This window comes from Patescibacteria group bacterium, assembly GCA_018896645.1.
Lineage (GTDB): Bacteria > Patescibacteriota > Patescibacteriia > UBA2591 > JABMQE01 > JAHIMF01.
Map to the genome: position 1 here is coordinate 1 of JAHIMF010000032.1, position 21477 is coordinate 21477.

The 21477-nt window shown below is 37.5% G+C and carries 21 protein-coding genes and 1 pseudogene; 3 read left to right on the forward strand and 19 right to left on the reverse strand.

Translation table 11 applies throughout. The annotated features are described in order from the left end of the window. Positions 1-2 precede the first annotated feature (2 nt). From KKD20_02100 to KKD20_02110, 3 genes are all read left to right on the forward strand, one after another. Positions 3-206, forward strand: coding sequence for a type II toxin-antitoxin system HicA family toxin (locus KKD20_02100; GenBank protein ID MBU4331895.1), 204 nt, complete (start codon positions 3-5; stop codon positions 204-206). A 1088-nt stretch (positions 207-1294) separates the two neighbouring features. Continuing rightward, a complete protein-coding gene (locus tag KKD20_02105; protein MBU4331896.1) occupies positions 1295-1600 on the forward strand; it encodes a helix-turn-helix domain-containing protein in 306 nt (101 codons plus the stop codon). Next, a complete protein-coding gene (locus tag KKD20_02110) occupies positions 1588-2091 on the forward strand; it encodes a hypothetical protein (protein MBU4331897.1) in 504 nt (167 codons plus the stop codon). Before KKD20_02105 ends, KKD20_02110 begins: the two co-directional genes overlap by 13 nt. A 68-nt stretch (positions 2092-2159) precedes the next feature. On the opposite strand, the gene KKD20_02115 is transcribed toward KKD20_02110, so the two are convergent. The 19 genes and pseudogenes from KKD20_02115 to KKD20_02205 form a co-directional block, all read right to left on the reverse strand. Then, positions 2160-4598, reverse strand: a complete 2439-nt coding sequence (locus tag KKD20_02115) for a hypothetical protein (protein ID MBU4331898.1) — start codon at positions 4596-4598, stop codon at positions 2160-2162. Positions 4599-4716: 118 nt separating this feature from the next. Beyond that, positions 4717-5895, reverse strand: coding sequence for an ATP-binding protein (locus KKD20_02120; GenBank protein ID MBU4331899.1), 1179 nt, complete (start codon positions 5893-5895; stop codon positions 4717-4719). Between the two features lie 125 nt (positions 5896-6020). After that, positions 6021-8768 carry an AAA family ATPase gene (locus KKD20_02125; protein ID MBU4331900.1) on the reverse strand — a complete coding sequence of 916 codons (2748 nt, stop codon included), beginning with the start codon at positions 8766-8768 and terminating at the stop codon, positions 6021-6023. Positions 8769-8973: 205 nt separating this feature from the next. Continuing rightward, positions 8974-9951: a hypothetical protein gene (locus tag KKD20_02130; protein MBU4331901.1), complete on the reverse strand. Its 978-nt coding sequence runs from the start codon at positions 9949-9951 to the stop codon at positions 8974-8976. Positions 9952-10211: 260 nt separating this feature from the next. After that, the gene (locus tag KKD20_02135; GenBank protein ID MBU4331902.1) at positions 10212-10577 is read right to left on the reverse strand and encodes a hypothetical protein; all 366 of its coding nucleotides are present in this window, start codon (positions 10575-10577) and stop codon (positions 10212-10214) included. Positions 10578-10648: 71 nt separating this feature from the next. Then, positions 10649-11053 carry a hypothetical protein gene (locus KKD20_02140; GenBank protein ID MBU4331903.1) on the reverse strand — a complete coding sequence of 135 codons (405 nt, stop codon included), beginning with the start codon at positions 11051-11053 and terminating at the stop codon, positions 10649-10651. A 215-nt stretch (positions 11054-11268) separates the two neighbouring features. After that, positions 11269-12045 (reverse strand): hypothetical protein, encoded by a 777-nt coding sequence (locus KKD20_02145; GenBank protein ID MBU4331904.1) that lies wholly within the window; start codon positions 12043-12045, stop codon positions 11269-11271. Positions 12046-12414: 369 nt separating this feature from the next. Beyond that, a complete protein-coding gene (locus KKD20_02150; protein ID MBU4331905.1) occupies positions 12415-12729 on the reverse strand; it encodes a PRC-barrel domain-containing protein in 315 nt (104 codons plus the stop codon). Positions 12730-12897: 168 nt separating this feature from the next. Then, a complete protein-coding gene (locus KKD20_02155; GenBank protein ID MBU4331906.1) occupies positions 12898-13659 on the reverse strand; it encodes a YidC/Oxa1 family membrane protein insertase in 762 nt (253 codons plus the stop codon). 197 nt (positions 13660-13856) lie between these two features. Continuing rightward, positions 13857-14114, reverse strand: coding sequence for a membrane protein insertion efficiency factor YidD (yidD, locus tag KKD20_02160; protein ID MBU4331907.1), 258 nt, complete (start codon positions 14112-14114; stop codon positions 13857-13859). 90 nt (positions 14115-14204) lie between these two features. After that, positions 14205-14546 (reverse strand): ribonuclease P protein component, encoded by a 342-nt coding sequence (gene rnpA / locus KKD20_02165; GenBank protein ID MBU4331908.1) that lies wholly within the window; start codon positions 14544-14546, stop codon positions 14205-14207. A 151-nt stretch (positions 14547-14697) separates the two neighbouring features. Beyond that, entirely contained in the window at positions 14698-14835 is a 138-nt protein-coding gene (rpmH, locus tag KKD20_02170) for a 50S ribosomal protein L34 (GenBank protein ID MBU4331909.1), read from the reverse strand. A 174-nt stretch (positions 14836-15009) separates the two neighbouring features. After that, a complete protein-coding gene (locus tag KKD20_02175; protein ID MBU4331910.1) occupies positions 15010-15225 on the reverse strand; it encodes a type II toxin-antitoxin system HicA family toxin in 216 nt (71 codons plus the stop codon). After that, positions 15222-15488, reverse strand: a complete 267-nt coding sequence (locus tag KKD20_02180) for a type II toxin-antitoxin system HicB family antitoxin (GenBank protein MBU4331911.1) — start codon at positions 15486-15488, stop codon at positions 15222-15224. The genes KKD20_02175 and KKD20_02180 overlap by 4 nt, the downstream gene beginning before the upstream one ends. Before the next feature lie 30 nt (positions 15489-15518). After that, positions 15519-17711 (reverse strand): DNA gyrase subunit A, encoded by a 2193-nt coding sequence (locus tag KKD20_02185; protein MBU4331912.1) that lies wholly within the window; start codon positions 17709-17711, stop codon positions 15519-15521. A 1203-nt stretch (positions 17712-18914) separates the two neighbouring features. After that, positions 18915-19394: pseudogene (locus KKD20_02190) on the reverse strand (hypothetical protein). 5 nt (positions 19395-19399) lie between these two features. Next, positions 19400-19813, reverse strand: coding sequence for a hypothetical protein (locus tag KKD20_02195; protein ID MBU4331913.1), 414 nt, complete (start codon positions 19811-19813; stop codon positions 19400-19402). Positions 19814-19905: 92 nt separating this feature from the next. Continuing rightward, positions 19906-20532: an MBL fold metallo-hydrolase gene (locus KKD20_02200; protein MBU4331914.1), complete on the reverse strand. Its 627-nt coding sequence runs from the start codon at positions 20530-20532 to the stop codon at positions 19906-19908. Positions 20533-20686: 154 nt separating this feature from the next. Next, on the reverse strand, positions 20687-21460 hold the full coding sequence (locus KKD20_02205) for a hypothetical protein (protein ID MBU4331915.1): 774 nt from the start codon (positions 21458-21460) through the stop codon (positions 20687-20689). Between the last annotated feature and the right edge of the window lie 17 nt (positions 21461-21477).

The following is a 21477-nucleotide window of genomic DNA, read 5'->3' on the forward strand; positions in this document are numbered from 1 at the left end:
CCATAACGGCTAAAAGATTAATTGCAATACTTTTGGCCAACGGTTATAAATTAGTTCGGCAAAAAGGCAGTCATCAAATTTATCGCCATAAAGTTTTTGGCATTATCGTTCCAGTACCTTTGCATGGCCGGAACAAACCAATTTATATTGGAACATTACTGACTATTATCAAGCAATCTAAAATTCCTAAAGAAAAATTTAAATAATCTGTTTTCTAAATTAGCGTTTTGTCAAGGAACGTTTTTTTGTTATTAAAGAAATTTCTGAAAGCGAGACGGGTTTAGGTCCTCGCTTTCAGCCGATCTCCTTAATAAAATGAGTCGGGTGATAGGATTGCTTTTTGGCGGATTGCTTCGATTCAACAAGCATGGGAATCGATATCATCACTACCTACTGGGCAATGCGTAAAAGATAATCGGTTCGTGGCGATTGATCTTTCGTGCCTGTCAGGCAACTCTCTCCTAGAAAGCAATGCCTGACTTAAATCCTATCCTTATCCAGCCACTTGACCAGATAACGAACTAGAGTATTTATTAGATGCCTATTTTCCAGCCCCCTCTCTCCTTTATAGAGAATGAAGACCACGCATCTAATAGATAATCTCTTTTACTCTCTCCTAATGAACTAAATTTAATGAGCTTTTTCCGGGCAAACCCCAGAAAAATAATGGAGGAGAACAGCTATCAGCCAGCTCTGTAAAATGTTTTTTTAAATATTTTACAGCTTAAACGATATTTTTTCGCTTACCCTTCTAATCCTGTGAAGGGATTTAGAGAGATTAAACGGCTATTATCTTCTTATCCATGTAGTATAGATAACTCTCTCTCCATTATTCTTCTGGTATTTAATAAAAGCCCTATTTATGAGAAGAGGGCTTTGTGTAATAAATGTCATATAGCTCTCTCTTCTATATTGTTGATTATTTATTTGTCAAAGTGCTTTTTCTTTTTTTTATCTTGATACTCCAGTATAGCATACCTTAATAATTTTGTCAAGGGTGTTTTGACATACTTTTCTATGATTTATACTACTTTTGGCTAAGGTTGGCTTAAATAAAATAGTTTAAAAGTTATAAAAAATAGCTATTTTTCGTCAAAATATATTTGACACTATTTTTGTTTGGGTGTATAATATAAATATAATGCAAATCTGCCCGCCTTGACTTGCAAGGCGAGGCAGGCGAATGGATGCGAATCTACAAATTGCGAATATATTTTTGTTGATTCTAAACAAATTTAATACCTTTAGCTAATATTAGCAGAGCTAAGCTCGGCTTTGCCATTTAGGAGGTTATATGTATGAAACAACTTTAAAAAACCTAGGTTTAAACCAAAATGAAGCTGAAATATACGAAATACTCTTGGAATTAGGCCCCTCTACCCTTCAAGTCCTGAAAGGTAAAAAAACCGATCTTAGCCGAGGTAATATTTATAATACTTTTTACTCTTTGCGAAATAAGGGGCTGGTTGTTGAGCTGAAGCATAAAAAGAAGACCATATTTCAGGCAGAAACACCGGATAAATTGATGGATTTGTTGGTTCGTAAAGAAGAGGGGTTTTTGCAGGACAAAAAAATTTGGCGAATATTTTGCCAAATTTAAAATCTATGTATGTTTTGGGTACGGAAAAACCGCAGGTTAGATTTTATGAGGGGGTTGGAGGATTAAAAAAAATATATGATGATATTTTAGCGGAAGGCAAGGATTTTCAGTTTGTCCGTTCAGTATATGATCCAATTTATACTAAGGAACTTGAGCCAAAAGTAACCCGGCCCTTTGTAAAAAAACGGGTGGCCAAGGGAATTAAGGCCTATTCTATTACTACTGACCAGCCAAAAGCTTTACATGACGCGGAAAAAGACAGGGCAATGAACCATTTTCGGCAATGGGTGCCAAAAGAATATTATGACGCGCCGGTGGAAATAAATATTTACGGCGACAAAATCGCTTTTTTGTCTTTTGGGAAAGATTTGACTGGCGTTATTGTAGAAAACAAAAACATTGCCGAAGCAATGCGCAAAGTTTTTGTTATGGCGAGAAGAGGGGCTAAAGAATTTTATGAGGCGTCTAAGGAAAATATGAAAAATAATTAAACTCCGGAAGTCCGAATAGGATCAAAAAAGCGGCAATAACATGATTAAGCCGCTTTTTTAGCGGCATTTTACCGCACATATTTTTCTTTAATATATTTTTTTAATGTATTTACTATCTCCTTAAAAACATCAGCCTGGCCCAATTCCTTATAAAATGATTCCTTGTTGTGATAAAATTCTGGGCATTTTCGCTGTTCCTGATTGGCGCAATAATTACCAATCGATACAACCCGACCAAGAATTTGGTTGGCGCGCCCACTGTCTTCAAAAACACTGCCAAAATCTATAGATAATTTACCATCTGGTTTAGTATTGTCTTTACTTATTACATTGTCTCCAGTTTTATCGAATTCTAAACCTTCACGATCAATTCTAAAGGTGATGGCCTCTTTTCTTGCCTGGCTACTTAGCTCTTTAGGAATTGGCTCATTGCTAAAAAGGAAATTAATACGCGCTTCTCCGTCAAATTCAATATCCGTGTAATGCTTATTTGTGCCTATATCACGCAAATGCAGAGCAAAATAACTTCTGGCTTTATCTTTTTGGCGAATAACTTCAAAATTGTAAACAGAATAATTGGGCAGTTCCTCGTTATTATTAAACTCATATTTATAATCTCCGCTGTCAGTAAATAAACTCTCTAATTTATCTAAAAATTCTTTATAAGTATCAAAAGCTTCATACACCTCTTTGATATCTTTAACTTCTAATTGCTTCCCGCCATAAAATTCTGCCTTGGCCTGTTTATTGGTTGCGATTAGATGAGCGGTGTGTAACATGTCGGTAGCCCGCCTTAATAGCGCTTCTGGAAAATTATCATACAACTTCTGTTTAGTTTCTTCATCTAACCCACTTTCTTTGATGTATTTAGAATTTTTTATTTCACTCGCGAGGTTAGCAGTTCGGTCATATATCCGCCCATAAATATCAAAAAACTTATTAGCTTCAATCGGTGGCAGATTATCACCAATCTCAATTATTTTTTTAGCATTACCATCGCCGTATTCCATGGCGATAAAAGATTTTAGTCCATACTCTCCAAAAGTATTAATAAATTTAATAAATCTATCATCTTCCCTGAAATTCATTTTACTTGCGGCGGTGGCAATTAACTGCTGTTCTTTGAAACTAAAGTCTGCTAAATTTATTCCAGTCTTATCTGATATATGCTTTGATACGTTGATTATATTTTCGAATGATTCGTATTCTCCTACTCTTTGTTTAAATTCCTCATTTGATTCATCAGCCCTTTTATTGTAAATTTCTTCTTTTTCATATTTTTTAATATTGGCTTCGTTTTTTCCAACCATAGCATAGCCCTTGGACGATTTTCTGGCTGTTTCCCTGCTAATTAGACCAAAGGTCGCCACGAGCTTCCTTGCGCCTTCTTTATCTACTTCCACAATTCCGCCTAAATCATTAGCAATTTCAAACGCCTTGAAATTTCCATTTTTGGGATCATATTCACTGCCTAATATGTACCGAACCGAGTCAAACATTACCGTCCCTCTGGTATTTATTTTTTTGTCCACTCTTTCTGCCTCAGCTGTTGAGCTTGTTGACATTATCTCAAAATCCTCGGGTTTTAATAAGCCGGTTTCAATCAAATTTGGTAATTCATTCCTAACATAAGCGCGCGGAGTATTCATTGACTCTCCTGGAATGCGAGAATTACCAAACGCGCCATACCTTTTATAAATATCATTAGACGCTAATTTTTTATATTCTCCATCCTCACCCCTAATCATTAACTTTCCAGCTTCATCTCGGTAGCCGTCCATGTATGTAGGATGATAAATAAGTAAAGGCAATAACACTTCTCGGTAATCTAAATCTTCAATATCCCCATATCTGACACTGCTATAGTTTTGTATCGCTCTATATACGTCAAATAACGATAAGTGGAATTGACTGCCTTTTATGGATTCCATATCAAGCGCTTGCTCTTTGCTGTCTGGGAAATAAAATAACTTTTTTTCGTTTTCTTCTCCGGCTTCATAATCTTCTTTCGATATTGCTTTTACATCTTTAAAAAGTAAGCGCAAGGTCTTAGATATAGAACTGTCTCCAAGATATTTAGCAATAAAAATAGTGCCAAACTCTGATAAAAGTTCGGTGTCAGTATTTTGCTTTAAAAAATCTAAGTCAACTACCGTTTTCCCATCAGCCGTATAGCTAATAACCCCCAGATCCTCAAGCTTTTTATATGCCAATTCTTTAGCTTCTCGGAGATCTGCCATCTGTTCGCATTGTCTGTTAAGATCTTTTAAATTAGCGCCTGATTGCATTTTCTTTTCCAATACTCCAGCGCCGTTGCCTTTTCTTTGATTCAATTCCAACCGCAACTTTTCTAATTTATCATAATGCTCTTGCATTTTTGCAAGCAGTTCTTTGTCGCTCATTTCTTGATTTTCATTTACGTTAATTTCGGTATCTTCTTGAAGTGTCCTTTTATCGGATAATTCATGATCACCTTCAATTTGTGGTGTTAATGTTTCTTTCAACATAATAATATCAATAAATAAAAATTATTTTCTTATTTTACTTTATCATTTCCCGACCAAAAAATCAATCAAAAAACTCGCTTCCAAAGCGGGTTTTATTATAATAACTTTTTCCAACAGCTCAAACTAATCCAGTTAAAAATTTGTCAGCGCTGATTATACGAACCTTGTCTTGCCAAAAATCGATGTCAGGATTTTTAACTAATTGATACGTAAAAGGAATGTTGAGTTTTTCCATGAAATATTTTAGATGTTTTGAGGGCTTTTGGTCTGATAATTTTACTTCTACGGCAAACCAGGGTTTTTTGTTAACAGCGACTAAAAAATCCACTTCTCGGGCTTCAATATCGCGCAGGAAAAATAATTCAACTTTATACCCCTGGGAATCATAGAGGAAATGAGATAATTTTAAAAGATGGGAAGCAATCATGTTCTCCAGTCTGGCTCCTTCATCTTTTACTTGAGACCAATCCCATAAATACATTTTTGGTTCTTTGCGCAATGATTTGATGAGTTTGGCAGAGAAGGGATAAATTCTAAAATGATAATAAAATTTTTCTAAAATATCCACCCAAAGGGCAATGGTTTTATGGGTTACTTCCAAATCTTCTCGCAAAGCGTTTAATGATAAGAGAGCGCCGACTTTGTCAGGTAAAATTTCTACTAATACTTGGAGAGCTGATAAATCACGTACTGATTCAATATCTCGAATATCTTCTTTAACTAATCTATCTACACGTTCGTTATGAAAGCGACGTAATGTTTTATAATCTTTTTTAATAAAAGGTTCTGGAAAACCGCCAAAGGTTAATAAGTCCTCAAAAGTCTTAGCTGTGTCTTTCTTAATGTCAGGAAAAGATAATTCTTTGAATATTTTCAATCTTGGTTTAATTAACAGGCTTTCAGCTAAAGAAAAGGGGTGGAGACGGTAATAGTGATACCGACCCATGAGAGAATCTCCGCCTTTGCGGTATAAATCAAGACGAGCACTGCCAGTAACTAGAATATGGAATTTATTTTTGTATTTGTCAAACTCGCCCTTGATGTAATTTTTCCATTGTTTGTATTTATGGATTTCGTCAAAAATAATCAGGGTTGATTCAGCCCTAAATTTACCCTCTATGATGACTTTTCGGTCCTCACGATTATCCCAATTAAGATAAGTATATTTTTTATAATCGTTTTCACCAATATACTTTGCTAAAGTGGTTTTACCCACTTGTCTTGGACCGCCAACAAAAACCATTTTGGCTTTTAAGTCGGAAGTTACGGTGGGTTGGAGATATCTTAATTTTATCATAGAACTTTTATGAAAAGTTAATTCCTATATATTATACCAAAGTCAAAAAAAATGTCAAGAATTTTCTACTTGGGTAGAAAATGTCGGATTTACCCTGAACCTAAGATGGTTCAGGGTTTATTATTTTACAGCCTCTTCGCCTTTTTAATCTCAATCTTATCTCCAGCTCCCAAGATTACCACATCCCGGCGGCCAACTTCGCCTTGCAAGATTACCTTGGCCAAAGCATTGGATACCCGTTCTTGGATTACGCGGCGCAAGGGACGGGCGCCGAATTGGGGATCAAAACCTGCTTCCGCTAATTCTTTAACTGCGTCTGGAGTTACTTCCAGGCTGATACCTTTTGTTTGCATTTGGACTTGCACCTCGGCTAGCAAAAGACTGGCTATCTGTTCTATTTCTGTTCGGCTTAAAGGTTTAAAAACAATAATATCATCAAAACGATTTAAAAATTCTGGCCTAAAATATGTTTTTAGTTCTTGTTCTAAAAGGCCTCGTTTAATGGTTTCATAGACAGATCCGGCTCTCATTTGATCTTGGATATACTGGGAACCAGCATTGGAAGTGGCGATTAAAATGATATTGGTAAAATCAATAGTCCGGCCAAAAGCATCAGTTAGCCGGCCATCATCCATCACCTGCAAGAAAACATTCAAAATATCCGGATGAGCTTTTTCTATCTCGTCCAAAAGCAACAAAGAAAAGGGGGTTTGCCGCACCGCTTCGGTTAAAAATCCAGGAGTTTTGGTGCCGACATCCCCGATTAAACGCTCAATGCTTGTTTGCTCTTGATATTCAGACATGTCTAAGCGAATCATATTTTTCTCCGAGCCAAAATAAACACTAGCCACAATCTTTGAGAGCTGGGTTTTACCCACACCAGTTGGCCCCAAAAAAAGCAAATTGGCAATAGGACGTTTTATGTCCCTAATCTGGGCCCGAGCTCGGCGCAGGGCCGAGGCCGCCGCTTTAACAGCCGGCTCTTGATCAACCATTCGCTCATGAATTTTTTCTTCCAAATGTAAAAGTTTAACTGATTCCTTTTCTGTAATTTTAGTAACCGGAATATTTGTCCGCTCACTAATAATTTTAGCGATGTCTTCTTTTTGAACAATTCCATCTTTACCCCGATTTTTGCGAACCGCCACTGCCGCTTGTTCCAGAATCGTGATGGCTTTCTCTGGCAAATAGCGATCATGAATGTAGCGATCTGCGAACTTAATGGTTTCTGCAATAGAATCATAAGAAAAAAATATTTGCTGGCGATACTCTATCGAGCCGCTTTTTACTTCTAATATCTGAATGGCTTGATTACCTTTGGGCTCAGAAATTTGCACTTTCTCCAATGCTTCATCCAAGGCTGTGCCCTCAAGATAACGACGATAATCAGCCGGAGTGGTGGTGGCTAAAACAATAACACCTTGGGACTTCAAAATTTGCGCTAATATCTCTGAAATATCCAGCTCTCCCTGGGTAGTCTGGATGCCAATCATATTATGAATATCGCCAATAAAAAGAATAATATTGCCAGAGCGCCTGACTTCACTAATAACTGCGGCTACCCGCTCCTCTACTGAACCGGTCTTGGAAGCGCCAGCAACCAGCGCGCTAAGGCTTAGACTCACCAAACGTTTATCTTCTAAAATCTTTGGCACTTCTTCGGTCACCATCCTTTGAGCAATACCCTCAATAATAGTTGTTCGTCCTGTGCCGGGATTACCGATTAAAAGCACCCCCCCATTTTTTGTTTCTAAAATACTAAAAATGTCTTCAGTCTCCTTGTCCCTGGCGACACATGCGCCTAAATATCCGTTGCGAGCCAATAAGGTTAAATCCTGACCAAGGGTATCAAGCATTGGAGTGGCAATGGCAGTCATTGCTCGATTCATGGCTCCTTTTGGTTTAAGTTGGGCTAAAAAGCTAAACCTTTTTCGTTTCTTTGCTAATTCCTCTTGGGTTTCAATCCAAACCACAACATTACGCAACTTATCTTCGTTAATCTCTAAATCATAGAGAACCTCGTAAGTCGGGGTTTCCAACAAGGCGCAACTAATTAATACATCAAATAAGTTAACTTTCCTGTGTCTCTTTTCTAAAGCAACCACGTAAGATTGAAGCAAAATTTGCTTAAACCTCAAGGAAAGTTCAGGCTCAATTAAAGCGCCTTTGTCAACAAAAAAACTTAAAAAGGCCTGGCTAATTCTATCCTTCAAGGATTGCAAAGGAATGCCCAAACGACCAAAAATCAAAGCTGTTTTACTAAAACCAAGACTGGCACCCAATAAATGCAAAGGTTCAACCTCTCGATGTTTGAGTTTCTCTGCCATTTGCCAAGCTTTTTCAATGGCCTTAAGGGCTTCGGCATTAAAAGAATGCGAAATATCAATTTTTAATTTGTTGCCGAATTGATTGGCGTCCTCCCAAGACAAGGGGGCCGCTGTTTTCTCGGCAATTTGTGCTGTCAAAACATTTCTTTTGCCAGGCTCTTTCTTGCCTGCTAAACGATAATAAATATACAAATCTACCCAAGCTGAAAACCAAAAAACTAAAAGCTCTGGGTGTTTTTCGTGGAACAAGCTATCAAAGATAAACCCATAGTCCCTAACCTTAAGGAAAAATTGAAGCAAGAAAAATAACCCAAGCAATCCAATGAGCAACAAAACTCCGCTAAAAACCTTATTGATAATGTCGGAAATCCGTCTCTGCCAAATATCTCGATTATTTATCTTTTTACCCCAATACAAAAGGCGGCCAGCGGTCCAAGAGTAAACGCCATGACCATTACAGGATAGGCACGGCCCAATACCAAGCTGGCCCTTGCCTTGGCAGGCCGGACAAATGAGGAAGGTGGGTTTTGAGGATGATTGTTCCATTTGTAAATTTTTAAATCTCTAATATTAACTTTTAACAATTAAGCGGGCAATAACCAAGATGCAAGATGCCCTTCGACCCGGCTCGGGGCGGGCAAGTTCCAAGAAAATTTCAAGATACAAATTACAAATGGTTTGAAATTTGGAGCTTGTATCCTTGTATCCTTGTATCTTGCCTAGAAGTCTATTTAAAATTTGAAATAAGTCTTTACCCTTTTTTCTTATGTTCCGTTTTTTCAGCAAGTTGTCTAAATGAATTTTTTCCAAAGGTATTTTTAATCAAATGGGCAATACCTATCATCCTGCCGGTAAATGCAGCTTTTACAAAAAGTCGAAATACATCTTCCGGCGAAGCAAATTGAGTTTTATTTTTTTCGTATATTGCATTTATCAAGGATGAAAGCTCTTTCCGCTCGGGTTGATACTCATACTCTTTTATCGTTGTTTCCCATTCCTCGCTAGATATCTGCACTGTCCTCACAGATCCGATTTCTTCAGTATCATTATCTGGATTTTCTATTTTTACTGCGGCAATATATTCTTCACGTTTTTTAATCGCACGAGACAAGGATGGCATCTTATTAAAATACTTGCGATCAAATCTCTTGGTCAGTTCTTCTGTTATGGCCTCATTGAGATCGTGAAAATATCTCCTGCCGTTTTTATCCAAAATCGTTAGACCAACGCGCCTTAATGTAAGCCTTAATGTAGGATCATTGTCCTTAGCCGTAAATGAAATAAAACTGTTAGCGTGCAAACTTTCATGCGCTACGTCTTCTGCAAACGTTAAATCATTATCGTTATCAAACACAACACTTCCCTGTTCTGGCTCCATATAAAATCCTCCTGCTTTCTCTGGGATACCAAGTGTCTTTTTTTGGTCTGCAGACAAAGAAGCTTCATTTACAACATGAATATGGTTGGGGGTTAAGTTTAAAGATTCTATCTCATATTCACTTAAAAATTCTGGGAGTTTAATAAGTATGTCCTGTATAATTTGCATTTCTCTTTCTGTTTTTTCATGTTCAATAGGCAATTTTTCCTGTTTTTGAAAAATCCCTTTTGCCTCTTCTGATATTCTATTTTCTTCGCTTTCCGAAAGATTGACAATTCTATTAACAGCAGATTCTCTTTCTTTATGATTGTTTTCATTTTCTGAATTAAATCCTTTTTCAAAATTTTTCATGTATTTGCAGTTTAAAAAATTTGCTTGAATAATCTTTCTGCGATAGCGATGGCCGAAAAGAATTTATTTAGTAGTTAATGTACCTGTATGTGAAAAATCCGGCATCGTTTTAAACAATCAGTTCGTTGGGCTTCCAATACAATTAATGTGTCGAGTTAAATGCTATATTAGCAATAGCGAAATTTGAGTAAAAAATTTTTGCTCAGTGTTGAGGTTTAATTATTAGTTATTTTTTGATGTTCGTTTTTAGCTATTGGTGATTATATAATTTGCCTAATAATCATATAAATAACAAATGGCGGCAAGACAAGCCACAAGAGAAACAACGTTAATACCACACAAAGCCAGAGGATCATCAAAATAGTCCTGGCGATTATTTGAAGCAAACGGACAAAAAAACTAATAAGCCGGCCTTCCCAAGAATAATCGCCAAACATCGGCCTGAACAAGTTAGCCAGCCAAACTTTTAACCCAACGGCCCGCAAACCCAGTTTAAGCTGCCGAATAAAAAACTTGCCAGCGCGCTGGACGCCAGCCGTGTACCACCATACAGGAAATTTAACCAAATCAAAAAGAATGTCTAGAGTAACATATTTAATTGTGCCAACAGTGAGGCTTCTAACCATAGTTTAAAGAAACTAAGAAATAGAGAAATAAGAAATAAGGGAAAATATTTTAAATCTGGCGACTCAACCCTTTATTTCTTTATTTCTTGTTTCTCTATTTCTATTATAATTCTATCACATTTTAGCTGAAAAAGAAAAAACGACGGGTCAAAATCTGAACCGTCGTTGGTCTTGGGACATGTAATCGAGTGGGAGATCAGTCCTTCCTTTTTCCAAGCCAAGTTTTCAATTCGTTTGGCAAAAAGTTTGGAGATTATAGTGTCGTCAATCATTAGATAACCGTCTTGCGGTTTTCCAAAGGTTCTCAGGATGAAGTTTTGCAAGAGTATTTGCCAGCAAAAATTTTGTCCATTGAGAACCCTTGTAAGGCTATCATGACTACACTTGGCAATCTTGGACAATGACATACAACTAGCATTTTCAAAAACACACATTAAACCACTAAGGTAATTGATAACATTTTTAGGCAAAGTCATAGTTTTTGTTCTAGTTTTTAGTTTTTTAGGCTTTGCCTTTATTTTACGCTATTTTTTCAAGGTGCGTAATATCTGTAAATAAAAGAAATTTTGATTTTTCGTCTTGACTTCTGGGCAGAGGAGAATTAAAGAGGTGTTGTGTCCGTCTATAGCCTCAGCGAAGGCAGGAATACCTAGAAGTCGAGACACCTTAAATATATGGTTGGTTCTTTCTTTCAAAAACTGAAAAAAACCACAGCATAAATTATAAAGTTAAAAATAAATAACAAAATTCCAATAGTGAGACATCTTTTCTCAACTTTAAAATTTGTAATCGCATTCTCACTGTTGATCTTTTGACGATTCACCATACCTTTCTTTATGGTTTTAATTATATAACTCAATACTGCATAACTAATTAATCCTACAGATAAAATACCTAGGAAACCCAAAATCACATTGACTATTATTAAAATAACATGCCTTAAGTCGTTGCTTTCATATTCGGGTAGAGATATACCAGCTACAACTTCATATTTTTCATTACCTTTCTCAAAAATTATCGTTACTGTTTTATTCTGTGTGTCTATGTATTCATCTTTTAACCTACAAGGAGGCCAGCCGCCTCCGGCATAGTTAATTCTTGCATAATAACTTTTTCCTTTGTAGTCTTTTAAATCCTCATCTATACCAATTGTGAAGTTGCTATAGTATTTCCTTGAAACTGAGATTTTGTCATTCAAAATTTTGAAACCATCACTTTCATAAAATCCCACGTGACCACCATCCCAGCACTCTACATTTGTATAAAACACATCCTCTTCACAAGTATTTTTGAATTCTGGGATACCCCCACAATTTGATTTGGGAATACTTATACAATCCGGAAGATTGCTGGTTATAATATTAGGAGACAGTTCCTCACAGATAACTGCATGGGTTGCTTTGTGAGGTAAAATTAAACCAGAAATAAATAATGATAATAAGATAACTAATTTAATTGTTAACCTCATATAATCTATTAATTAAGAATATTCTTTCTAATTTTCCCCTTTATAAAAATCAGAATTTCCTACCTTTAAAAATCCTTCAATATTATATCAATAAAGAAAAATTTGATAAATAAGATTAAAGAAACTAAGAAATAGACCCGCCTGCCATCGCCACCAATGCTTTACAAGAAAGCATGAGGGGGGGGTTAATATTATTTTTTCTTTGGGCAATGTTAACTGGCAATGGCGGGCAGGGAAATTAAGAAATTAGGGATGGACTATTGGGCATTCTTAATTACTTCCCTTTATTTCTATTATCATTCTATCATATTTTACCAAGAAAAGAAAAAACAACGGGTCAAGATTGAACCGCCGTCTTTTTTCCTCTCTTTATTTCTCGCTCCCCATCACCCCCACTGGTTCTCGTGCCCGGATTGGGATTTTTTCTTTTTTGACTTTTACAGACTCACCCTCCACGCCATCCTCAACTATCATCTTCTCTTGAGTAATCTCAACAACCTGGGCTCTATGTATAATGAGCTGTTTATTATGGATAATGTTCTCTATAATGTTATCACTCCTGACATAATATCTAACAATGCTTTGAGTATCAATGTCAATATTAAAACCAACCACCCTGCCCAGGTGTCTGCCAGATTTAGTGTAGACTGGAAGATTGATTAAGTTTTTGTCTGTGATAAGCATATCTTTTAAATTTCTAATTTCTAATTCACCTAATTTCTAATAAAATTCCTAATCCTAAATATCAAATTCAAAACATCAAATATCAAAAAGTATTTTTGAATTAGGCATTTGGAATTTTATTAGGTGAATTAGGAATTTTAGACGTGGGTACACTCAAAAAAATGTCGCCTACTTGTTTTCCTGATTTGCTTGGACTGGAACAACTTCCCTCCCCCCGTCCTTCTTGAAAAAATATTTCTGCTGGGCAACCATAAGCAGGGTTGTTACCAGCCAATATAGTGCTAGTCCCCCTGGCAGTGTCAGACCAATAATTACGGTTATAACAGGCATCAGATAAAGCATCTGCTTATTCATGGCCGCGGCCATGCCCTCATCTTTAGCGCCCTCTTTATTTTCAACCTGCTTAGGCGGCTGTTTTGTCACCATCATTTTAGCCTGCCAATATTGGGCCGCGCCAGCCAAAATTGCTAAAGCGACTTGGGGTTTTGATAAATCTAAAAATCCGAAAGAAATTGGGTTTAAAGCGCCAGGATTATGAACAAAAGAATAAAGCATGTCCAAACTCCCTTCTCCCAGGCCCGTACGAAAAACTCGGAATACCGCAATCAAAAAAGGAAATTGAATCAAAAGCGGCAAACAAGATGACATGGGATTAATTTTTTCTTTTTTGTACAACTGCATCATTTCCCGGGCCAATACATCTTTTTGGCCTTTAAATTTTTTCTTAAGCTCTTCTATTTTGGGCTGTAAGTCCTTCATGGATTTTTGGGCTTTGATGGACTGCAAAGAAAAAGGATAAAGAATGGCTTTGATTACTATTGTTAATAAAATAATAGCAATGCCAATGTCGTGGCCCGGGATAACATTGTACAGCCAAACCAAGAGATTAAATATTGGCTGATAAAGTACGGTGTTGAATAATTGGATCATGTTGTTATTTACTATTTATTATTCCAGCCAGAGGGTGCCTGCCCGCCTTTGGAGGGGTCAGCCTTTGGCTGATATTATTCACTTTCATTGATTTTTTTAACCCTGTCTCCTAATATTCAAGCTATTGGGGTCTATTGGAGATATTTTGAGTTGAATCAATTTAATCCTCTAAGCTCTTCTTTCCCTAATAGCTATCTTCAATTTAATGGATCATAACCACCCTTGCTAAACGGGTGACAACGGACGATCCGCCTAAGACCCTTAAAGCCGCCTTTTACAACTCCGTATTTTTCAATTGCCTGATACGTGTATTCAGAACAGGTGGGAACAAACTTGCATTGTCCGTGGGGTCGGAATACGCGAACTAAACCATGGTCAAAGGAAACCGTCTTTTGATATAAACGGATGAGATGGAGAGCAGTGAGTTTGGGGATGGAGAGGATTATTTGGAGCATACGTTCGATTGTTCAATTGCTCGATTGTTCGATTGACTATTCGCCTAAAAAAATATTTAACAATTGGACAATGAAATAAAAAGTAACACCCTAATTTAACAACCGAAGCCGCTTCAAACAAGTAATCACCCGTTCCTCAATCTCTTTATACCCTAACTCCCCAATCCCGGTCCGGGCAACTACCACGGTGTCAACACCCTTTTTAATCTTAGGAAAATCCAAACGAATCACTTCTCGCAAGCGGCGCTTTATTTTATTCCGTTCAGTCGCCTTTTTTGATATCTTATTGGAAACAACAAATCCAAATCGGGAATAATCTAAATCGTTGTTTGCATATTTAACTCCCACTTCTTTATTAAAAAAAGAACGGCCATTTTTAAACACTTTATCAAAATCGTTTTGTCGCGTCAGACGATATTTTTTCGCTAACATTTTGTTTGCTTGATAGATTGTTGTATTGTTATATTGTTGACCCTGTAAATTGGTAATAAATAACATAACAATTTAACAATTTAGCAATATAACAATTGGCTTCATCCTTGGATAAGCAGAAAAACGCATTCCAAAAAGAAAGCGCTCTAATCTACACGGCTAGTTTTTTCCGACCCCGGGCTCGCCGGCGCTTTAAAACATTCCGACCTTGTTTAGTCTTCATTCGCTTGCGAAAGCCATGAGCTTTAGCGCGTTTTCTTTTTTTGGGTTGATATGTTCGTTTAGGCATTTTTTGTTATTTGAGCCCGGGGCTCATCAGTCTCTGGCTGATATTATTTATTATTCACCCTAGTGACTCGGGGCTCATTCCTTATTATAAACATAGCAAAAAACAAACAAACCCGCAACTATTGACAAAAAAGTAAAAGCCGCCCAAGGGGGGGGTGGCCTTTATCAAATTTTCTTAAACCCTTTCAAATTCTTTTTTACTAACTCCGGCTTGTTTTAAAATTCTTAATAACAAATCAGGGCCAATGTCTTTACGATGATGCGGACCGGGAACCAGCAAATCCGCTCCTCTTCTTCTCATAAACAAATGCTTGCCGCCCGAATAGGGCCCTTGAAATCCCAACTTTCTCATCTTCTTGATAAATTCATTGTAATTGATAGAGGTGCTCATGCAAAGGCATGGTGTTTATTTGAAGCGCTAAAAGAAACATTTAAATCAATCTTTTTAACAACCGGCAATTTTTCATTGCGTCTGAGTTTAATTAAAAGCCATTCTTCTAAAACTTCACGCAGGGATTGTTGGCATTTTATTAGGGTTTTCTCGTTAGCCCAAACCCCTTGAACCCCAGGAATTTCACCATAATAACTGGCATCATCTTTTAAAATCTCATATTTTGCCTGAGCTATTAAATTGTTGATATAGTGAGTAAGCATACATCTATTATACTTTAATTAAAATCTATATCAAACCACGGTCACGCTCGCCACTTTATCACCCGCCTCTTTAAATCGCATCAGCTTGACTCCTTGAGTGGCTCGACCTAACGAAGGAACGGACTTTAATGGCAAGCGAATCACTTGGCCTTTGTCAGAAATAATAACCATATCGCGCGACCCGTCTTCCTTTAACGTCTTATCGTCAATAATCCAACCGCTAACCAACTTACCGGTCTTGGCGGTTATTTTGGCAGTTTTAATACCGCTGCCGCCCCGGCCTTGCAATTTATAGCCGGCTATTTTGCTCTTTTTGCCGAAACCCTTTTCACTAATTACGAAAATTTGAGCTGTCTTAAGGTCTTCTTTGCCTACTATCTGCATACTAATAATATCATCTTCCGGTTTTAACCTAATGCCCCGGACGCCGGCAGCGCCCCGGCCCATAGCCCGAATCTCGGTCTCTTTGAAATGAATTGATTGGCCATGAGCACTCACTAAAACAATAGTGTCGCCGCCGCGAGAAGCCCTGACCCATTCCAGACGGTCGTCATTTTTAAGTTTTATGGCAATCAAACCACTGCTACGAACTTTTTCAAATGCATTGATATCAACCTTTTTAATAACACCGTTTTTAGTAACCATCAGCAGATATTTATAACCCTCAAGTTCAGCCAAAGCCAAAACTTCTGAAACCCGTTCTTCCGAAGAAATTTGTAAAAAATTCACCAAGGCCTGGCCTTTAGCGGTCCGTGAGGCTGTGGGAACATCATAAGCTTTAAGCTGGAAAACTCGACCCCGAGTAGTGAAGAAAAGAATGTCAGAATGAGTGGTGGTTGTAAAAAATCTCTCCACCGTGTCTTCTTCTTTGGTGGTCAACCCGACTACGCCCTTGCCGCCGCGACCTTGGGTTTTAAATATATCCGGAGACATTCGCTTAATATAACCACCGCGGGTCATCATAATAATGGTTGACTCATTGGGGATTAAATCTTCTTGGGAAAACTTATTTACGGCGCCGGCAACGATCTTAGTGCGACGCTCGTCCGCGTATTTTTCTCTAATTTCTAAGAGTTCTTTTTTAATAACACCTAAAATCCTTTTAGCGCTCTTAAGCAATGCTTCTAGCTCTTTAATTAATTTGTGCTTTTCTTTTAATTCTTGTTCAATGTTTAATCGCTCAAGATTGGCTAATTGGTGCAAACGCATTTCCAAAATCGCGTCTGTTTGTTTCTCGCTAAACTTAAATCGTTTCATTAGATTAACCTTGGCTACTTGCCGATCTCGAGATTTTTTAATAATTTTGATTACTGCATCAATGTTATCAATTGCTTTTTTCAATCCCTGCAAAATATGGGCTCGCTCCCGGGCGCGAGCTAAATCAAACTCAACTCGGCGCTGAACCACTTGCTCGCGATGTTTAATATATTCCTCAAGAATATTCTTTAAAGTTAATACTCGCGGCTGAATCCCGTCAATCAAAGCCAACATGTTAGCATGAAAAGACTCTTGCAATTGTGTTAAAGTGAACAAACGATTAAGAATCTTTTGCGGATAAGTGTCTTTTTTTAATTCAATTACTACGCGCACTCCGTCTTTGTTAGACTCGTCCCGCAGGTCTTTAATGCCGTCAATTTTTTTGTCTTTAACAAGACCGGCAATTTTTTCTAAAACGTTTGCTTTATTCACCTGATAAGGCACTTCGGTCACAATAATATTAAAACTGCCCCCCTTAGCTTCAACAATTTCGGTTTTAGCGCGCATCACAATTGAGCCCTTGCCGGTGGTGTAGGCTTGTTTGATTTCCTTAATATTATAAATGATCCCGCCGGTGGGAAAATCCGGACCCTTAACGGCCTTCATCAACTCATCGATTTCGGCCTTTGGGTTATCAATCAATAAACAAATTCCATCAATGATTTCCCCTAAATTATGCGGCGGGATATTAGTGGCCATGCCAACGGCAATACCCAAAGAGCCGTTTAGCAACAGGTTGGGCAGCTTGGCTGGTAATACAGTTGGTTCTTGATGCGAGCCGTCATAATTAGGCCGAAAATCAACTGTGTTTTTTTCAATGTTATTGAGGAGCTCTTCGGCAGTAGCTTGGAGTTTAGACTCCGTATTATGATTAATAAAACCATTGGCGATAAATGAATGGCAAGGACTGTCTACCCGAATAGAATAGACGTTTTCTCTATTTTTTAATTTGTCAACGTCTTTTATTTTGTTAAAGAAAAATTTATTTTTTAATAACCAATCAACCATCCTTTTATCTTGCGGCCTCAACGTCTTTACCAGTTGTGAATAATTTTTTTCTAAATTATTATATCTATCAAAATTATTCTTCTTTATAAAAGTACTACCATAATTAGACCGGAGATAAGTGTTTATATAAGGAATGTAATCAGTCTTACTCATTCTACTCTGGCTAATTCTTTTGATACCCGCCAATGTCTCCCTTTTTCTCTGAGAAAAAAATCCTATTTCTTTGGCGAATAAAGCAATATTCTTACAACCCGAGATTATCAATTTATAGCAACCATTTCTTTTGTCCTTATGCGGGGAGGTTGTCACTATGCCAAAGTTTAAGAGCACTGTTTTAAGCTGACTGATAAGTTTTTGACTTTGGGAATTATAAGTTAACTCAATTGATTCGCCGCCATGACGTTTATCTTGATGATAAATAACAGAGCCGTCTCCCTCAAATAAACCAATCAAAAAATATTTGAGAGATTCTTTTTTAGAAAGCAACACAGTTTTAGGAATTTCCTTTCTATTGGATCGAGCTCGATTCAAACCAATGTTTTTCAAAAATTCCACAGCTTGCTTGGGGTAGATACTTAACCCATGGCAATCTCCGGCCATCTCTCTCTCATATAATTTAATACCCTTAAACTGAAAAATAGTTATGGCTTTTACTTTATTATAAAAGTCTAAATCTTGATTGTTAAATAATACTTGACCTTGATGGAAACTACCCTCAGAGACTAAGGCGCCAAGAAGAAAGGCTAAATCTTTATTCATTTTCCTGGGCAAACCAATGTTTTTTCGTCTTGGAGTAATTTTTGGCCAATACTCCTTAAGTCCTGGATTGTTTTTACTAAAACAGGGAAAATTTCTGTTTATTAAAATAAAATCTTTTCTAGTGACCTCCTCAAGTAATTTCCATTTTAAATCAGGAAAGCCAAATTCATTAAGGACAAAACATAAAATGGGATGATTATAAGTGCCTTTTAGCTTGTAGCCCTGTTCAGTGGTTATCTCAATAATATTATGTTTGCCAGAATTAAAAAATTTAGAGGCCTTAATTGATTTGCCTTGATAGTTTAGAACTTTAAGATTTATATCGGCTTCTTCTTTGTCTGAAATTTCTCCTACGGGAACAATCCCACTATCTGCTAAAACCAATGCGTCTCCCGTAATACAATATCTCATAGCTGCCGCGCTATCACCATCCATAGAACCAAAATTCCCCTGGCCATTAATCAAAGGATAACGCATGGCAAAATCCTGAGCCATCCGCACCAAAGAATCATAAACCGCGATATCGCCATGAGGGTGATATTTGCCCAAAACCTCACCAACCACAGTGGCGCACTTGCGGAACTTGGCTTTAGGGGTTAAGCCCAAACGCCACATCGCATACAAAATCCGCCGATGGACTGGTTTTAAGCCATCACGAACGTCTGGCAACGCCCTCTGAACAATCACGCTCATGGCATAATCAAGATATGAAGACTGGACTTCATCAACAATAGATACCGGAGTTAGTTTATTGTGGATGTGTTCACTGCTGGCTCGGTTATTATCATTTTGACTCTGCTTTGCCGGCCCGTTCTTTTGCTCTCGTTCTTTTCTTTTTGGTTTTTGAGAAAAACGAGGTTTTTTTTGATTATTGGTTTTCATAAAGTTTAATTATTTTCCATCTCGCCGTCCGGGCTGGAGGTTGCCTCTTCCTGGTGCGCCTCCTCAAACAATCTCTCCTCTAGATCTTTAATTTCCCCCTCGGATAACAGTGGATTAGAATATAGTTTCTGGTCTTTAATTGTGTCCAGCTCATTATTGAATTGCTCAAATGCTTCTGAAAAATCTTCTCGCGTTTTGTCAAAATCTGATGTGGATTTTTTTTGGCTGCTAATAATCGAAAAATTGTACCTCACTATAATAAGCCAGACAACCAAAATAATTAAAATAACCCCAGCAACCAACATCCAAAGGAATTTTTTCTTTTGGAATTCTCTTCCTGCCTCTCTTTCTGGGGTACTTGCTTGGTCTTGGGTATTATTTTGCGCTTGGCCTTTGGGCCTGATTGAATCAAAAGGCATGAAATTAGTCTAAAGTCAAAAATCTAAAGTCAAAAGTCATTTTGGATTTTGGGCTTAATTTTAGACTTTAGACTTTAGACTTTTGACTTCTCTTACGGCTGCATTACAATGTATCGCGTTGCCTCGACTGGTAAATCTTTTTTAGAAAGTTTTAATTTAACCAGCTGCTCTTTTTCGCAGGAACCAATTTCATTACAAAACTTATCTACAGAATCAAGTTTTTCTTTTAGCCCAGCAAGTTTATAATGCATGGGAATAACAACACGCGGCTCAATTTGGCTGATAACTTCGGCTGCTTTTTTAGCGTCAAGAACGCCGTTGCCACCAACGGGAATCATTAAAACATCAACTCCGTTCAGGGCTTCTAACTCATCATCCTCAAGCGCCCTATTGATGCTCCCTAAATGTCCAATTGCCACTTGCTCGCTTTCAATGTGATAAATAAAAGAGGCGGCGCCCGCATTCTTTATATGGATGGCATAAATAAAAATACCCCTTACTTCGTACTCGCCCGGCGAGGAAATCAAAAAAACACCCCGTTCCTCATTGTTAGATTTGATTTCTTTGTAACTGACTTTCGGGTCGGTCACTACTACAATATCTGCTTTGGGAGCGTTTAATTTCAAACCAACTTTTGCTGGATCAAAGGGGTCTATTAATAATATATCTTTGCCCAATTGGAGTTTAAAACAATTTTGTCCGTGCCAGGTTATGTACATAAAAGGGTTATTGGTTAGCTTGGTTATTGGTTAATGGTTACTAAAAGTGCTGGGGATTAGTAAAAATAAAATCCAATTAAAATAAAAAATGAACTTGTTAAAAGCCTGTTCTTGTATCATTAGTATACTATATCAAGTAACATCTGTAAAGTTCTTATTCTTCGTCCTCGTCGGGTGGTCCCCACATAACTATCGGGTCTCCTGGCTCTTTATCCTGCTTTGATTTATTATTATTCTCTTCTTTTTTGGTTGGAGGGGTTTCAATGCCCTTGGAGGTTGAGCCTACTCCTGATAATCCTAGGGTCCATTTCTCTTTCTCTGTTGAACTGGTTTTGGTGGGTGGAGCTTGCAGGTGGGTATCGCTTGATATCTTTTTTGAGTTTGAGTTTTTATTGTCTGCCGTCTTTTGATTTTTAGACAATCCTGACCGGGAAATACCGCCATATGCGTCTTTGCTCTTTGTAAATTTTGCAGTTTGCTCTTTCATCTTCTGCCAGATTGGCACTCGTTTTGTCTTACTAACAACCTTGGTTTTCGGTTGAACCTCTTTCGCTTCTGCTTCTTTGATCTCTTTTATTTTCTGTCTAAAAAATTCTCCTGGTTTCTGTTTCGCGCTGTATGACATATCCTCGGTCATACCTCCGGGCCGAGACTCTTCTTTGGCTGCTTCATGAATTACTGCAACAACTTTGGTCGCTTGCGCGTTGGTTAATTTATAACTATCTTTACCATAGCGCATTTTACTATATTCCGGGCCGAGTTTCTGCTTTAAGTTTTTCTCAATAAAATCTCTTCCAGCTCTGCTGTCCGTCTTTATTTTTGTAATTCCACCGGCTAATTTTCTAACTGCTCCAACGTTAATTTTACCACCGCGGGATAAGGGCGAAAGAATTTTTTGCAATTGAGCTGGATTAATCGCTTTAGGCATATGCATATATTGTTAGC

Excerpts from the sequence above, each read along its gene's own strand:
- KKD20_02105 (MBU4331896.1), top strand. The coding sequence starts at position 1,295 with ATGTATGAAACAACTTTAAAAAACCTAGGTTTAAACCAAAATGAAGCT.
- KKD20_02115 (MBU4331898.1), bottom strand. The coding sequence starts at position 4,598 with ATGTTGAAAGAAACATTAACACCACAAATTGAAGGTGATCATGAATTA.
- KKD20_02120 (MBU4331899.1), bottom strand. The coding sequence starts at position 5,895 with ATGATAAAATTAAGATATCTCCAACCCACCGTAACTTCCGACTTAAAA.
- KKD20_02125 (MBU4331900.1), bottom strand. The coding sequence starts at position 8,768 with ATGGAACAATCATCCTCAAAACCCACCTTCCTCATTTGTCCGGCCTGC.
- KKD20_02130 (MBU4331901.1), bottom strand. The coding sequence starts at position 9,951 with ATGAAAAATTTTGAAAAAGGATTTAATTCAGAAAATGAAAACAATCAT.
- KKD20_02135 (MBU4331902.1), bottom strand. The coding sequence starts at position 10,577 with ATGGTTAGAAGCCTCACTGTTGGCACAATTAAATATGTTACTCTAGAC.
- KKD20_02140 (MBU4331903.1), bottom strand. The coding sequence starts at position 11,053 with ATGACTTTGCCTAAAAATGTTATCAATTACCTTAGTGGTTTAATGTGT.
- KKD20_02145 (MBU4331904.1), bottom strand. The coding sequence starts at position 12,045 with ATGAGGTTAACAATTAAATTAGTTATCTTATTATCATTATTTATTTCT.
- KKD20_02150 (MBU4331905.1), bottom strand. The coding sequence starts at position 12,729 with ATGCTTATCACAGACAAAAACTTAATCAATCTTCCAGTCTACACTAAA.
- KKD20_02155 (MBU4331906.1), bottom strand. The coding sequence starts at position 13,659 with ATGATCCAATTATTCAACACCGTACTTTATCAGCCAATATTTAATCTC.
- yidD (MBU4331907.1), bottom strand. The coding sequence starts at position 14,114 with ATGCTCCAAATAATCCTCTCCATCCCCAAACTCACTGCTCTCCATCTC.
- rnpA (MBU4331908.1), bottom strand. The coding sequence starts at position 14,546 with ATGTTAGCGAAAAAATATCGTCTGACGCGACAAAACGATTTTGATAAA.
- rpmH (MBU4331909.1), bottom strand. The coding sequence starts at position 14,835 with ATGCCTAAACGAACATATCAACCCAAAAAAAGAAAACGCGCTAAAGCT.
- KKD20_02175 (MBU4331910.1), bottom strand. The coding sequence starts at position 15,225 with ATGAGCACCTCTATCAATTACAATGAATTTATCAAGAAGATGAGAAAG.
- KKD20_02180 (MBU4331911.1), bottom strand. The coding sequence starts at position 15,488 with ATGCTTACTCACTATATCAACAATTTAATAGCTCAGGCAAAATATGAG.
- KKD20_02195 (MBU4331913.1), bottom strand. The coding sequence starts at position 19,813 with ATGCCTTTTGATTCAATCAGGCCCAAAGGCCAAGCGCAAAATAATACC.
- KKD20_02200 (MBU4331914.1), bottom strand. The coding sequence starts at position 20,532 with ATGTACATAACCTGGCACGGACAAAATTGTTTTAAACTCCAATTGGGC.
- KKD20_02205 (MBU4331915.1), bottom strand. The coding sequence starts at position 21,460 with ATGCCTAAAGCGATTAATCCAGCTCAATTGCAAAAAATTCTTTCGCCC.